The following is a 14,963-nucleotide window of genomic DNA, read 5'->3' on the forward strand; positions in this document are numbered from 1 at the left end:
TAATAGAAAAACTGAGGAGGACATTTATGTATAAAGTAATTAAAGTGACACCATATTTTTCAGAACGTTTATGAGGAGGACGGAAATTAGCCGACTTTGGTTTTCAATTACCAACAGATGACTTGTATGGTGAAGCGTGAGTGATTAGTGCATTAGACAATGGAATGAGTTATATTGCAAATGGTTCAGAAGCAGGAGTATCATTAAAAACATTTTTTGCAAATCATCCGGAATATTTTGGTACGACAGATAAAGAATTTCCTTTATTATCAAAAATTATTACAGCAAATGATTATTTATCCGTTCAAGTTCATCCTGATGATGAATATAGTTTAAAACATAATAAAATGTTAGGTAAACCCGAATGTTGATATATTCTTGATTGTCCGACTGATGCTAAAATGATTTATGGACATTATGCGCAAACAAAAGTTGAATTAATTCAATTGGTTGAAAAAAAGGCCTGGGCACAATTATTTACAGAAGTAAAAGTGCAAAAAGGTGATTTTTTATATGTTCCTCCTGGCAAAGTTCATGCCATTACCCCAGGCGTAACAGTTTTTGAGTTACAACGTTCATCAGATATAACTTATCGTTTTTATGACTTTGATCGTGCTGATAAAGATGGAAACTTTCGTCCCCTTCATTTACAAGAATGTTTTGATGTAACAACAGTTCCTGATACAACTGACCAAGTTATTCATCGAAATGAAGGAATTTTAATTGATAATGAATATTTTACATTACATTTATTAACAAAAACACAAGAACTTGATTTAACTAGTATAAAATGAGGGCAAATAACAGTTGTTGAAGGAAAAATAGCAATTGGAACAACAGAACTTTTGGCAGGAGAATCAGCAATAATTGTAGAATTAGCACAAAAGATAACAATAAATGTTGCTGGTAAAGCATTATTAAGTTATAAAAGATAAATTTAAAAAAGGACAAAAATTTTAATTTTTGTCCTTTTTTAAATTGAGATTAGAAAGACAACTGTTATTAAGTGGTAATTTTATAGAAAAAAAATTCCATTTTATATTTAAAAATAGATTTTTTTTAATAAAATTATTGAGTTTTAATTTTAAAATAGTAAACTATATATGGAAGGAGAAAAAACTATATGTATAATAACATTTTTAATGAAAAACATATTATTTTAGATTCAACAGCTAAAACTAAAGAAGAAGCTTTTTTAGAACTTGCTTCATTAGCTGAAGAGCTTGGATATGTTTCTGACCGCAATGAACTTGTTAAAGGTTTTGAGGCCCGAGAAAAAGAATCTTCAACAGGTTTTGAAGATGGTTTTGCGATTCCTCATGCACGAATTAGCGCCGTTACAAAAGCAGCGGTTTTATTTATTCGTTTTAAAAATGATGTTGACTGAAATGCAATGGATGGAAAACCAACAAAAGTTGCAATTGCTTTAATTATTCCTGAAGCTAAATCAGGAGAAATTCATTTAGGAATTTTAAGTGAAGTAGCACGAAAATTAATGGATGAAGATTTTAAAAAAGCAATGAAAGTTGAGACAGACAAAGCAAAAATTCAAGCAGCATTATTAACTGGGATTGAAAAAGAAGAATGTGCCAACCAAACTGCTCCAAGTGGTAAAAAACCGTTGCTTTTAGCAATGACAGCTTGTGCAACAGGAGTAGCTCATACCTTTTTAGCTGCTGATAAGCTAAACCAAACTGCTCCTAAAATGGGATACGACATTAAAGTTGAAACTCATGGAGCTGAAGGAGTTCGCAATGATTTTACGGAGGGAGAAATTAAAGAAGCCGAAGTAATCATTGCTGCAACGGATATTGGGCTTGATATGGCAAGATTTAGTGGAAAAAAAGTTTATAACTGTCCAGTTGCAAAAGCAATTAAAGACCCAGAGGGGATAATTAATGCCGCTCTAAAAGAAGGAAAAGTACAATCAACTGGAGAATTCATTACGAAGGGTTCTAATGGTAATAACCAAAAAGTTGGAGTAATGAAACACTTAATGGCTGGTGTTTCATATATGGCTCCAATTGTTATTTTGGGAGGAATTTTTATTGCTATTTCATTAGGATTAGCAAAAGCAATTTATGGTCCTAACTATGAGAATTTTCACGGTTCATTAAAAGGAATGGGCTGAATTCCTGATGCTGGTGGAAAAACAGCACATTGAGGAGAAATATTTTATACTGACCCATTAACTGACCCAAAAAACTTTTTCTATTATCTTAATGTTATAGGTGTATCAGCCTTTACATTAATGATTCCAATTTTAGGAGCATTTATTGCTAATTCAATTGCTGGTCGCTCAGCAATTGCCCCAGCTTTAGTTGTTTCATTTATTGGAAATAATGCTGCTAACTTTTATCCTTTACCAGGAATTGAAGCAGTTAATACACCAACTGGATTCGTTGGGGCAATTGCAGCTGGATTAGCGGTTGGATATACTGTTAAATGAATTAATACTTGAAATGTTCCAAAAGGGTTAAAACCAGTAATGCCAATCTTCTTTATTCCAATTGTTGTTGGCTTTATTTATGGAATGATTATGATGTTTGTGATTGGTTCAACTGTTGGTTGAGTAATGGGTAAATTCCAAGATTGAATTTCACGAACATGAGGTAATACTTCAAATGCTGCTAATGTAGCAATTGGATTAGGTTTCGGACTATTGATCGGAGCAATGGCTGGCTTTGATATGGGTGGTCCAATTAATAAAGTTGCATTCTTAGCATGTACAGGTTTAATTGGTTCAAAAATTTATACACCAATGGGAATGGGAATTGCAACATGAATCTTTAAACCATTCTATAATGAAGAACAACGCACAATGGGTTCAACAGCATTCTTTATGGGATGTATTGGAATCTCAGAAGGAGCAATTCCATTTGCAGTTAATGATCCAAAACGTGTTATTCCAAGTAACATTGTTGGTTCAGCAATTGCCGGTGCTTTAGCTGGTGCAGTAGGAATTGCTGATTTAGCTGGTCACGGTGGTCCAATTGTTGGATTCTTATCAGCATTAGGTCGTGGTAATGGTGATGCTGGAGTTTATGGATGAGCTGGTGCTTGAGGATGAACATTATTAGCATTCTTATTTATGCTTATTGGGGCTTTAATTACCGCCTTTATGTATGGTTTTTGACAAATTGTAGATAAAAAACGTACTGGTGAAACAATTTCAATGAAACAATTTGTACTAAAAAAACATACTGATAAAGTAGTTGCTAACAAAAATCCTAAAAAAGTAAAAAAAGAACAGCAACACCAACATATAACAAAAAAATAATCATCAAACCCAAATTAAAAAAGATTAATAATAACAATTATTAATCTTTTTATTTTTTGTGTATAATGAAAAATATTAATATAAAAGGAGGACAAGGCAATGAATTTGCTAGTAAAATCATTATTTGATGTTCTTCCATGATGAGCTGCTTTATTAATTTCAATAGTAATTTTAATGCTTATAATTGGATTAGTCCTTTTTTTTAAACGAAGAACTGACCAAATTGCAAATCATAGTGAAAATAAAAAGTTGGAAAGTTTGTGGCAAAAAATTGGTAAATCAAGGAAAAAACATAAAAAACAAAAAGTAGTAAAAAAGAATAAAAATAAAAACCAAGATAAGGATAATAATTAATGTTCGATTGTAATTTTATAAAAAAAATAAGTTAAAATAAAAATCATATTTTTTTATATTATAATATTTCCAGGATATTTTGACTTATTATACAAAAGGGGGATACAATGATAAAAGCACAAGGCAGAAAACATCCAAAATTTTTTGCCTCAAAAAAATGATATGCAACTGCATTAGTATTAATTTTATTAGCAACATTACAAGAAATTATTATGGAATCAACAGACTTAGTTGATAATTTTTTTGCCAGTTCAATTCAAAAAAATATCCGTGGTTATCAAGAATTATTTGACGAGATTAAATATATTTTTGGAGCAGATAATGTTTATCATGTAAAAGCAGTTTGAGACAGTTGGGGTTTAGGAAATTATGTTGGGTATCATTATACAGCAGGACAATTAGCAATTAACGGAGTTGCTGCTTCAAATCAACTCTATTTCATTATGTTTGCAATTTTAAGTGGGATTTGTTATGGTTTTGGTGTTTTTAATGCACAATATTATGGTGCTGAAAAGTATAAAGAATTACAACAAGTGACATTATTAAAAATTTATGTTTGTTTAATCGTTTGTTTTATTGTCTTAATTTTATCCCAGGTTTGCGGTTATGAAATGATTAGTTTTACTACAACACCAAAATATGCTCCTCGTCCTGAAATAGTTGCACAATTAAAACCTGAAGATAAAGATTTAGCAATGCAGTGATTTAAATATTTTGAATATAGAGCAGCATCAATTTCAACATTAGAAGGTGCAGAGTATTTTAAAATAGTTGCGTTATCGTATCCCTTGCTAGCAATTAACATTGCATTTATTACAACTTTACGTGAAACTGGCCGAGCAGGTTTAGCAGTATGAATTTCAGTTATTGCTTTAAGTACAAATTGTTTTATGAATCCATTTTTAATTGAACCAAATTTTATTCCAAATTTTAATGGAATTGGTGTACAAGGAGCAGCAATTGCTACTTCAGCCTCACGTGTTTTGCAACTTACTTTTATAATAGTTTTATTTTCATATAAACGGTACAAATTTATTCCTCGAAATTGATGATACTTTGATGGTTATGTTGCAAAACGAGCATTTCAAAAAGCTTGACCAATTGTTTTAAATGAAATTTTTTGATCGGTCGGAATGGTAGTACAAGTTAAATTACGAGCATATTATAGTTTAGATGCTTTAACAGCAAATGCGATTTTTTCAACAATTATTGCTGCGTTGTATACGCCATTGTATCATGGATTTGCTGCTGGAACTTCAGTTTTAGTTGGCAGTCGGTTAGGCGCTAATAATTTAGAAGAAGCAGAATATAATGGTAAACATTTAGTTATTTTGTCTTTTCTAGTTGGAATTATTGCGGGATTAATTTTAATTGCAGGGAGATGATTTTTACCAGAGTTATTGTTTGCAAATAATACGCCAGAAACCTTTAGAATTACTCACTGAATGCTTTTTGCGTATGGATTATGATATCCTTGTTTAATGATTGCTGCGACAAGTTATGCCATTATTAGAACGGGTGGTGCTGTGATGAATGCCTTTGCTTTAGATGCTTTATTTACATGATTAGTGCCAGTGCCATTATTAGCAATTTTAATTTTTACTTCAAATTTAGATATCATTTATATTGTATTAATTATGCAATCAGTGGACAGTTTAAAAGCAATTTGAGCATTAATTATTTTAAAACGAAAAAAATGGGTAAAAAATTTAACAGAAACTAAGCATATTACAGAATTTGATAATAAAGTAAAAAAAATAAAAAGAAATGTGAAAGAAATGTAAAACTTTTGCATTTTTTTATTTTTTGTGTATAATGTTATTTTTTATTTTGATACTAAAAAACAGGGAATGTATGATATAATTATTTTGTAATAAAACGGGTATAAAAGTGGCTAAACTAAATTTAATAAAACATATTAAGTTTTTTTGAATGGGGTAATCAGAAACAATGGAAAAAATTAGAGTATTAACGCTAGAAAAAAAAGGAATTTTAAAAAAATTCTTGTATCAGAATGAAGAGGTTAAATTAGGTGATGAAATTGCTTTAATTGAAAATGAAAATGGTGAATCTATCATTACAGCCCCAATGGATGGAATTATTGTTAAGCCAATTAAAGAAGGGACTAAAATTAAACCCAATACTGTTATTGCTCATTTGTTAACAACTGAAGATGAAATTGAAAAGTATTATTTTAAACGTCTCGAAGATAACGAATTTACTCGCTTAAATAAAAAAGGGATAAAATTTTCGACAACAAAAAATGGTCAATTTGGAACAAAATGAAAAGATGTTGAAGAAGATGATTATTCAGGAATTAGCATTGCGAGCGAAGATACTTTACATCCAACTTTTACGCCACCTTTATTGAATCAACATCAAGTTTACAATAATGAAAACATTATTAATTCAAGTGCTGTATTAATTAATGATCAGCAACCATATGATAATTCAATATTATCGCAAAACTTTAGTCAAAATAGTGGAGAACCTTTATTTGAAGAGAACACTATTAATAATATTCCTTATTTTTCAACAAATATTGAACAAAATCAGCCTATTAATTTTCAACAACAAAATAATATATCATCACAAGAACAACTTTTTGAAGAACCCACTAAAATAAAACAAGAAGAACACAAACGATGAGATGAAACAAAATTATCTTTTGGTCCTAAGAAAACACGCAGATTATCATTTAAAAATTTAAAAATTGATGATAATGATATTATTAATAATCGGGAAAAAATCCCTTCAATTGATACAATTAAAAATCCAATGAATCAAGAAAGAAAAAGTGAGGCGAAGTCAACAATGGTTAATATTCCTAATTTAAATAGTAATATGTTTCAAGAAAATAACTTTGAATCACAAACAAATAGTTTAAATCAGCCGCCATCGCTTCCTAACCAGAATATTGTAACAAATGCTGTTCCAATTGGCCAAGCAGAATTAATTGAAGAAAATCAAGCAAAAGAATATGCAAAATATTTAGTTAACACAACAAAACAACAAGATGAAGCACCAATTAACGCAGCAGCATTTTTAGGAGGCCAAAATGAAAATACTAGTTTTCGTAATCTTGTAAATCAACGTCGTGAACAATTACATAATAATAATGATTTTCATGAGTTATCATTAGAAAGTGATAATTCTAAAAATTCAATGGATTTTTTAGCTGAAGATGGTCGTCCTAAAATTTTACGTAATATTGTCCAAGGAAGAATGAATGATTTAATTAAAAGAAATGTATCACCAGAAGTACAAACTGGGTATAGTAGTTCTGCTTCTAATTATAATGATAATGTTAATACTTTTAAAACAAGTGAAAAAAAATTATCTGATGAAATTTATATTTCAGCTGATGGTTATACAATTGATCCAAATGAATCAAAAGAAGCGAAAGAAAAAAAACCAGGGTATTTTTCACCATTAAAATCTTATCGTGATCGTTTATATGAAAAATTAAATGATAATGGGCAACGAGAAAAAATTTTAAAAACAAGAAATCAACGAGAGTTAATTAAGAAAAGAATGGAACAAATTGCAAAAGGAAATGTTGAAGTTGATTCTGTTTTAGGAGAAATTAGTAATTATCAACGTCCTTCTTTTGAGGAAATTGAATCACAATATGAAATGTTAGATAATGAATATTATGATAATAATAATTCGCAACAGAAAAAACCAAATGATGATATAGTTAAACCATCTTCACTAAACGAAAAACAACAATCATCTAAACAGTTAATTCAGCCTGAAAACCATGATGAAAGTAATCACGGTTCAAGAACAACATTATCATTACAACAAGGTGTAAATGATAATAATGTAATGATTGAATTGACAATTTTAAAAGAGCGTTTAGCTAATCAAGAACAAAATAATCGTCAAAATGAATTATTACGAGAAATTCAAAGTTTACGTCAAGTAAATAATAATAATAATAATAATAATAATAATAATACAGATGGAACAAGCATTGAAAAAATGATGCAATATATGTTAATGCAACAAATGTTAAAAACAATGAATGAATCAGATCCTGTTTTAAAAGAAATGTTAAAAGAATTTAAATTTAATAATAAGCAGGGGAATGAACTAAAAACTGAACATAATTGTGAAACACATAATTTACAAGTTAAAAAATTTAATTCCGAAGAAACTACTATTCCTAATACTTATGGAAACTTGGTACAACCATTAAATAACAATTTGAATATTATTAATACTAATAGTCAAATTGAACCACAGGGATTAGAAACAAGAGAAGAAATTAAATCGACAAGATATCCTGCGATTCAATCAATGATTATGTCTCAAGCACATGTGCCACCATTAACAATTAATAGTGAAATTGATATGTCAGCAATTATTGATCAACAACGAAAATTAAAAAATGCTAATGCTGACCATGGTGTTCGTTTTTCAACAATGAGTTTTTTAGTAAAAGCAGTTTCGTTAGTTCTAAGTGAATATCCAAAATTAAATTCATATTATGATTCTAAAACGAATCAAATTGTAATTAAAAATTCGCAACACATTGGTTTAGCAACAGAAACTAGCGAGGGATTAGTCATTCCAGTTATTAAATTTGCTGAACGAATGAGTTTAAAACAAATTGCAATTAACATTCAAGAAACAATTGAACGTTTACGTCAAGGTGAATTATATGATTATGAATTAAAAGGAAGTACTATTACTATTGCCAACTATGGAATGGTTGGAGCAGTTAATGCAACACCAACAATTTTTTATCCTAATTCAGCAGTAATTGGTGTTGGACGTATCGTTCGTAAACCAATTGTTATAAAAGGCGATAAACTAGTAATTCGTTCAATAATGAATCTTGCTTTAACAATTGATCAACGAATTATTGATGCTGCAGAAGCAGGGATTTTCTTAACACGATTAAAAGAAATTTTAGAGTCACCAGAATTAATTACATTATCATAAAAAAATCTTATTAATTTTTAATTAATAAGATTTTTTAATTTTTGCAGATTGTAATAGCAATTAGGACTTCCGACCCTTATTAATAAAATAATAACATTTAAAAATAAGAATGCAACTCTTTTTTTAGTTGTTTTTTTAATTTGATTCAATTTTAGCACAATGAAGCATACTAAAAAGTAATTTATTACAAATTTTAATAATAAATTTTTTTATTTAAGATATTTGAAAAATAATTCATGTGGAGTTTTTCAATTTAAACAACGCCTTATTTTAGAATTAATAGTTTGAATAATTCAATTAATCCTATTTTGATTAATTTTATTAAAATCAGTACCTTTTGGTAATCAATGTCTAATATCTCTATTCATTCTTTCAACAATAGGTTTTTGTGTAGGACTTGCTGGATCACAAAAATATACATCAGCCGTAGTTATTTTTTCAATTTTCTTCCATTCAATAAATTCTTTACCTTGATCAGTTATAATACCTTTTGTACATTATATTAAAAAACCTATTTTTATATTTGCTAGTATGAAAATGAATAAAGATGTAAGAAGTAGTATTTTTCAAAATATTGTTAATACTCTTGATAAGAGTAATATTAATTATAATGTTAATTTAAGTAATCATGAATTATCATTATCGAATGGAACTACAATTATTTGTCGTGGCTTGCATACTCAAACAAAAAGAGAAAAATTAAAAGCTTTTGCTGATTTAGAAAAATATGCTTTAGTAATTGATTGAAGAGAAGAATCAGACCAATATGATAAAAATGATTTTTCAGAAATTAGATTTGCATTGCGTGGTGCTAAAAAGAAAATAGAAATTAATACATGTAATCCTGAATCTCTTCGAAGATATTTAATTGATTATTGTAATAATTTAATGCCATTTAATGAACAAATAATGAAATCAAAATATGAGCAAATTGGTAAATTTAATCGATTTAATCGTAAAATAATAAATCATTATAGTTCTTGAAGAATGAATAATATGTTATCTGCTGATGTTAAAAATACATTATTAGAATTAGAACATTTAGATCCAGCAAGAGCAAGAGTATGAAGTTGAGGATTACCTGGACAAGTTCAAGGTGCTGTATTTGATAGATATTTAAAATTTACTAAATTAACATGGTCCTTTGATAAAATACTTGCTGGTGTTGATTTTGCTCAAGCAGATAGTCCTAATGGGCATAAAACAAGTGCTAGTTTATGAGTATATAATTCAATTTTAAAAAAAGTACATAAAATAGGTAAATATACTCATTCAAATGCAACAATGGAATATAAAGATGTTTTTGAACAAGCAAATGATATTATTAAATTTTATTTATCTAGTTTAAAAAATAGTACTATATTTATTGAAAGTGGTTTAACTATTAATGTTGATTGAGGTGCAGGTGGAAGAGCATTTATTGATGTTTTAAATCGTGAAAAATTAAAATATAGGTATGGTAGATTATTAAGATTTGAAGAAGTAGATAAATCAATATGAATAGTTGTTGATAGAGTTAATGCATTTATTGGTGCTATGATTAGTGGGAAAATGACACATGATATTATATTAGAAGCAAGTAATACTGAATATCCAATGATTCAGTGAAAAGAAAAACCAAATGGTGGTAAAGAAGAAATAATTGATTTATATGATGATGAATTTGATTCTGATTATTATGCTTTAAGCGAATATATTAGAGATATTGTTAAATCAGTAAATAATCAATTAATAAAGGAGTATATTTAAAATGTATATATATTTAATTGAATTAGATAAAATAATTGGAAAATATAAAAGAAGAATTCCTAAAAATAAGATTTTTGTTTATAAATATAAAAATGAATATAAAGTATTAAAAGTTGATAAAACAGAAAAAGAAAGTAATTTATTAATATGTCATGTTGCTAGACTTGAGGTAAATAAAAATGAATAAACATATTGATAAATGATTAGAATTTAATAATCGTAATTGAAAATTACATGTTCCATTAATTGTTGCTCAAAGAAAAGTAAGAATGGAAATTGGTCGTGGATTATTATGCGATAGTGAAAATGAACAAGCATTAATACATTGACAACATTGATATCATAAAAGAAAAGTATATGAAAAATTAATTAAAATGTCATGAACTAAATCATTATTAGGTGTGGCTGTTATGTTTATATATGAAACACGAGATGGTGATTTAGATATTATGTTAGGAACAGCATTATTTACTAATTTTGTATCTAAAATTAATGAAGAAGAACAAGCTGCAGATATTTGAATATTACCTAATCAAGATGATACTGGTTATATATTTCATGTAATTATTAATGATAAATATATTCAAATTGATTCATATCCTAATGATGAAAATACTCAAGCAGGAGCAGTTAGTGGTAAAATAGATAAAAGTTTAAGAATTGAAAAAAGAACATATATTAATAAATTAGGTCGTTTTCCATTAATACAAATTCCTAATTTTATTCGTGTTAATCAACAAGGACAAGCAAGTAGTACTATGTTAAATGCTTACCCTGATATATATCCTACAATGTGATTAATTGAAGATTTACAAGATAATTTATTTATTAAAAAGAAAACAAGAAGATTTTCAAGGGCAAGAGGTTATATTCAGGCTACAAGTGAAGAAGCTGATAATGTAAAAAATAAAAAAAATGCTTGAGATGATTATGAAAGTGATTTTGTTATTCAAACTGTTCAAAATAATTATGATGCCAAAGGTGGTGGATCTACTGTTAATTATACGCAGGGACAATATAATTCTATTGATTATAATTTAGATACTGACCATATTTTAAAATTAGTATTTCGTGGAATTGGATTATCATGGCAAGCAGATGAACAAGGAACTTATACTAATCAAAATCAAACATTAATAATGCAAGCAGAAGATATTGAATCACAAGCAGTATGACAAGAATTTTTATTAGATTATTTATATCGTTTATTTGATTGTTGATGAATATTTCATAAATATTGAAAAGTTGATAATAATAATTGATTTAAAAGTGAAAGACCATACTCATTAAAATTTAAACAAGCAGGAATTATTGACCAAATGCGTTTAGTTGATACAAATAATACACGATTAGAAAATGCCACAATGTCTCGTGCAAAATATATTCATATTGTTGATAGTATTCCAATGACATTTGCTATTAAAGAAGTTGAAAGAATTGATAAAGAACAATTAGAAACTAATGCTAAATTTGATATTGATAATGAAAATGATAAAGATAATGAAAATAATAATACTGGAGGTATAAAAGATGAATTTAAACAAAAATAATTCAAAAGAAGCAATACAAATTAATAACCAAGTATTATATACAGCAATGCGAATGGCTTCAACTGATAGTAAAGTTATTAAAAGAAAAATACAAGAATTAGATAAATGATTTATATTTCCCTTTGTTATTACAAACGGAGTTATTCCTATGACTACTAGTGGATATAAACCAATTAATAGTATTCCCCAAGATTATTCAGATTTTACATTAGCAATTACTGGTAATGCAACTATTATTGCTCAATGAAAAAATGCATTTAAATTAGAACAAGTTAATAAAGGAACAAAAGAAAATAATTTTAAAGATGCTGATAATTTTTATACTAAAATTATTAATCCAATGAATTATCCTACTAATCGTGGTGATATGTATGAAGCATATTTACAAAATAGTACAAGTGATGCATATTTTAGTAATCAAGGTACACCTGATCCAGTATTTCAAGGTATTTCAACTCAACGACAATATACATTATTATCAACTGAAAAACAATTTGGTCAAAATGATGAATTAAGTTTATATATTGTATTAAATAATAATAATGAAAATATTGGTGGAGAAACTATTAATACTTATGAATATAATCAAAGTATTCAATGATTATATATTAGTAATATTACAGACTACTATGACCCATTTGATAATAAAAAGTTTTTATTCCAAGAAATAACATTTAGTAGTGTTAATGACCAATTAAGTAAATCTGGTATGGCAATATGACAAAAAATACAACACGGAGCAATTGGTGAAGGTTATTTTTTTCCAAGAATTATTAATGGTGTTGTTGATTATGACCCTGCATTAGCAAAAGATATTGGTGTTAAATGAATTGATTTAAAAGTATTAGGTTTAACAGCATTTACATCTTTAACAATGATAGGAAGACCTGTAAAAGCAGGACAAATTAATACAAGAGTATATCAGCCACGAGATTTATTATTTTCAGATGAATTAAGTGGAATGCCTGATACTTTATTAACTAATTCAAACCCTGCTAATGTTTTATATAATCTACAAGGATTAAAACCCGTTAATCAAACAACATATGGTGAATGAACTAATATTTTTAATGCGTTAGCAGACCCATTAGCAAAGAAAAATGCTGAGGGAGTATTAAAAAGTGAACTAGAATCTACTAGAAAAACAAATCCTAATAAAATACCTTTTTGAGATAGTGGATTACAATTTAAACCATCAGGTGTATATGATACTAGACAAATTCGTAAATTTATCTATCAAGACCCTGAATATAAAAAGGCTCCATTTGGTGTTGCTTCATTTGATTATTCATCTTTAAAATCATCATCATTTCATGATATTTTAAATGCTAATCGTTATACGCATTCTTCAATTTCATTATTACCATGAGATGTTAATGAATTTACTAAATTTAGTATTAATAATTTACCTATTGTTGGTAAAATAATCTCATTTTTTGATTTAGGTTTACCAGTTAAATTAATGAGTCAAAAAAATACTAGTTTAATACCAAAAATAGCACAATTAAATGCTTTTATTGATTATTTAAGTTATGAAATTATACAAGAAAGTTTATGAGGTGATAGAAGAGGAAAATTTGATATTGCTGGTCAAGGTTATATTCCATATGATATGTTTCGAAATGAAACAGAAGACCAAGTAGGGGCGTTATTAGGAAGTAATTCATTAACTTTTGGTTGTATGTTAAAACTAACAGATAAAATTAGAACCCATTATTATTCTTCAACAGGTGATGATTTAGGAACAAAAATATATTCTACAATTGATTTAGGTCAAAATAGAATAGATATTAATGGTGGAAATGATGAAATAGTTATATTATCACAAGATTTTCAAGCATTAGATAAAGATACTAAATTAACTAATTTAGATAATAAATTAGAATTTAATCCAACTGTTGATGGAACATTAGAAAGTTATGTTATTGATTTAATTAATTTACAAACAATTGGTAAAACTAATTTTAAGATTACAACTTATAGTGAAAATCCATTTACTTTAAATGATAATATTACTGCTTTTCAAAACTTTCAAGGTGAATGACAAACAATGGCTAAGTTTATTAAACCAAATGGAAATGTCCAAGCATGAAATAGTATTATTAAAACAAGTGCCTTAGACTATGACTTATCAGAAGAAACAACATTTTTTTATCCAAAAGCAGTATTACCACCAGATCCATTTACATATAAAGAAATAATAATTGATTTAATAAAACCACAAGGAATATTAAAAGGTGCCCCAAATGATACAATAGCAACAAATACATTTAAATGTCAGCAATTAGGAATTATAATTCCTTCAAGTAAAACATTGGATTATATGAATATTGATTTTAATATAGATATTGATTTAGCAAATATGGTTGATCCAACAATAAAAACAGTAAATCAGTTTAAAAGAGCGTATAGTACTATCCTTTTTCCAAACCAATTATCATTACAATTTACAATGATACCACCAACATTATTAAAATATACTAGTTCATCAGGAGAAATATATAATGGTTTTGATGATAATTCAATAAATAATTTATTACTAGGAACAGGATCAACTAACTGTAATGGTTCACAGGATAAAATTTTAAATGCAAAAGAATATAGAATAGGTAATTCTCAATCATCTTCAATTACATGAAATATTAAAAGTGTATCTATCGCTAATATCACAGATACAGGATATACTCAATCGTTTACATGTGCTAATTCTACTACAGATAATAAAGTAATTTCTTCGAGTTGAACATTAGCAAATAATGATATGACAGTAGAAGTTTATAGTTTATTAACATCTCCACAACAAAATAGTCAAAATGCTACAATTACATTTTATTTATATGATAATCCATTAAGAATGAAAATAATATTTTCTAAAAAAGTAATGCAAGAAGTAGTAATAAATGGTCAATTATGGAAAGGTGCAATATATAATGGAAAATCAAAAACATATAGTTATATTGGAGGAATTGATTTAAAAAATAATAGTCAAAGTACAAATTTTAATATTAAATTAGTTCCGTCTAATTAATGTATTGTGTTATAATTCATTGGAGTTATTAAATTATTAAGGAGTTCAA

General features: G+C 27.4%; 9 protein-coding genes and 1 pseudogene. 9 read left to right on the forward strand and 1 reads right to left on the reverse strand.

Annotated features, from left to right (window positions below):
• Positions 1-26: 26 nt before the first annotated feature.
• The 5 genes from SPM_RS02565 (at position 27) to SPM_RS02585 (ending at position 8,587) form a co-directional block, all read left to right on the forward strand.
• Complete coding sequence (locus tag SPM_RS02565) at positions 27-935, forward strand: type I phosphomannose isomerase catalytic subunit (protein WP_004028075.1); 909 nt, start codon at positions 27-29, stop codon at positions 933-935.
• 188 nt (positions 936-1,123) lie between these two features.
• Positions 1,124-3,280, forward strand: coding sequence for a PTS fructose transporter subunit IIABC (locus SPM_RS02570; RefSeq protein ID WP_004028076.1), 2,157 nt, complete (start codon positions 1,124-1,126; stop codon positions 3,278-3,280).
• Between the two features lie 99 nt (positions 3,281-3,379).
• Positions 3,380-3,634: a hypothetical protein gene (locus SPM_RS02575; RefSeq protein ID WP_004028077.1), complete on the forward strand. Its 255-nt coding sequence runs from the start codon at positions 3,380-3,382 to the stop codon at positions 3,632-3,634.
• A 107-nt stretch (positions 3,635-3,741) separates the two neighbouring features.
• Positions 3,742-5,418 (forward strand): MATE family efflux transporter, encoded by a 1,677-nt coding sequence (locus SPM_RS02580; RefSeq protein WP_004028078.1) that lies wholly within the window; start codon positions 3,742-3,744, stop codon positions 5,416-5,418.
• Between the two features lie 166 nt (positions 5,419-5,584).
• A complete protein-coding gene (locus SPM_RS02585) occupies positions 5,585-8,587 on the forward strand; it encodes a 2-oxo acid dehydrogenase subunit E2 (RefSeq protein ID WP_004028079.1) in 3,003 nt (1,000 codons plus the stop codon).
• Positions 8,588-8,796: 209 nt separating this feature from the next.
• On the opposite strand, the pseudogene SPM_RS07005 reads toward SPM_RS02585, so the two are convergent.
• Positions 8,797-9,078, reverse strand: a pseudogene (locus SPM_RS07005) (IS30 family transposase); the annotation flags it as partial.
• A 46-nt stretch (positions 9,079-9,124) separates the two neighbouring features.
• Here SPM_RS07005 and SPM_RS02590 point away from each other — a divergent pair.
• Genes SPM_RS02590 through SPM_RS02605 form a run of 4 tightly spaced genes read left to right on the forward strand, consistent with a single transcriptional unit; the run spans position 9,125 to position 14,914 of the window.
• Entirely contained in the window at positions 9,125-10,336 is a 1,212-nt protein-coding gene (locus tag SPM_RS02590; RefSeq protein ID WP_004028080.1) for a PBSX family phage terminase large subunit, read from the forward strand.
• Between the two features lies 1 nt (position 10,337).
• Complete coding sequence (locus tag SPM_RS02595; RefSeq protein WP_004028081.1) at positions 10,338-10,523, forward strand: hypothetical protein; 186 nt, start codon at positions 10,338-10,340, stop codon at positions 10,521-10,523.
• A complete protein-coding gene (locus tag SPM_RS02600) occupies positions 10,516-11,886 on the forward strand; it encodes a hypothetical protein (RefSeq protein ID WP_004028082.1) in 1,371 nt (456 codons plus the stop codon). The genes SPM_RS02595 and SPM_RS02600 overlap by 8 nt, the downstream gene beginning before the upstream one ends.
• Positions 11,867-14,914, forward strand: a complete 3,048-nt coding sequence (locus tag SPM_RS02605; protein WP_004028083.1) for a hypothetical protein — start codon at positions 11,867-11,869, stop codon at positions 14,912-14,914. The genes SPM_RS02600 and SPM_RS02605 overlap by 20 nt, the downstream gene beginning before the upstream one ends.
• Positions 14,915-14,963: the final 49 nt, after the last annotated feature.

This window comes from Spiroplasma melliferum KC3, assembly GCF_000236085.2.
GTDB lineage: Bacteria > Bacillota_I > Bacilli_A > Mycoplasmatales > Mycoplasmataceae > Spiroplasma > Spiroplasma melliferum.